This window comes from Methylobacterium sp. WL12 (assembly GCF_008039475.1).
Classification (GTDB): domain Bacteria; phylum Pseudomonadota; class Alphaproteobacteria; order Rhizobiales; family Beijerinckiaceae; genus Methylobacterium; species Methylobacterium cerastii.
This window is the reverse complement of record NZ_VRUW01000247.1, coordinates 1-532: the sequence shown is the minus strand read 5'-3', so window position 1 is coordinate 532 and position 532 is coordinate 1. Positions and strand designations below refer to the sequence as shown.

The 532-nt window shown below is 72.9% G+C and carries 1 protein-coding gene; it reads left to right on the top strand.

Annotated elements, in window-relative coordinates; all coding sequences use genetic code 11:
- Positions 1 to 388, top strand: a 388-nt coding sequence (locus FV226_RS27725) for a VOC family protein (RefSeq protein WP_187278886.1), incomplete at its 5' end; no start/stop codon positions are given.
- Positions 389 to 532 lie beyond the last annotated feature (144 nt).

Genomic DNA, 532 nt, shown 5'->3' with positions numbered 1-532 from the left:
GGTCGGGCACGTCCACCTGCAGGTGGGCGAGATCGAGCCGGCGGACCGCTTCTACGCCGGGCTGCTCGGGTTCGACGTGATGATCCGCTACCCGGGCGCGACCTTCCTCGGCGCCGGCGGCTACCACCACCAGCTCGCGACGAACGTCTGGCAAAGCCGGGGCGCGCGCGAACGGCCCGCCGCCATGGCCGGCCTCGCCGAGGTGGTCCTGCTGGCCGACGCCCCGACGCTGGCGGCGGTCCGCGACCGCTGCCGGGACGCCGGCCTGACGCCGGACGCGGCCGACGGCGCGCTCGTGCTTCAGGACCCTTGGGGGACCCGATTCCGCCTGGTGCCGCAGGCGGGCGTTTTTCGCGACAGCCAGCCGACGCGCATCCCGGCATCCTAGGCGCGACGCGGGAGCGACCCAGCTGCACGGACGGATGTCGGATCGCCACTCACGTGCGATCCTTGCGGATTGTAGCCTTCACGACGGCCGGTCCGCCGGGTTGGTCGGAAGTCCGAACGCTCGCTCGAAAGCCCTGTCCTCACC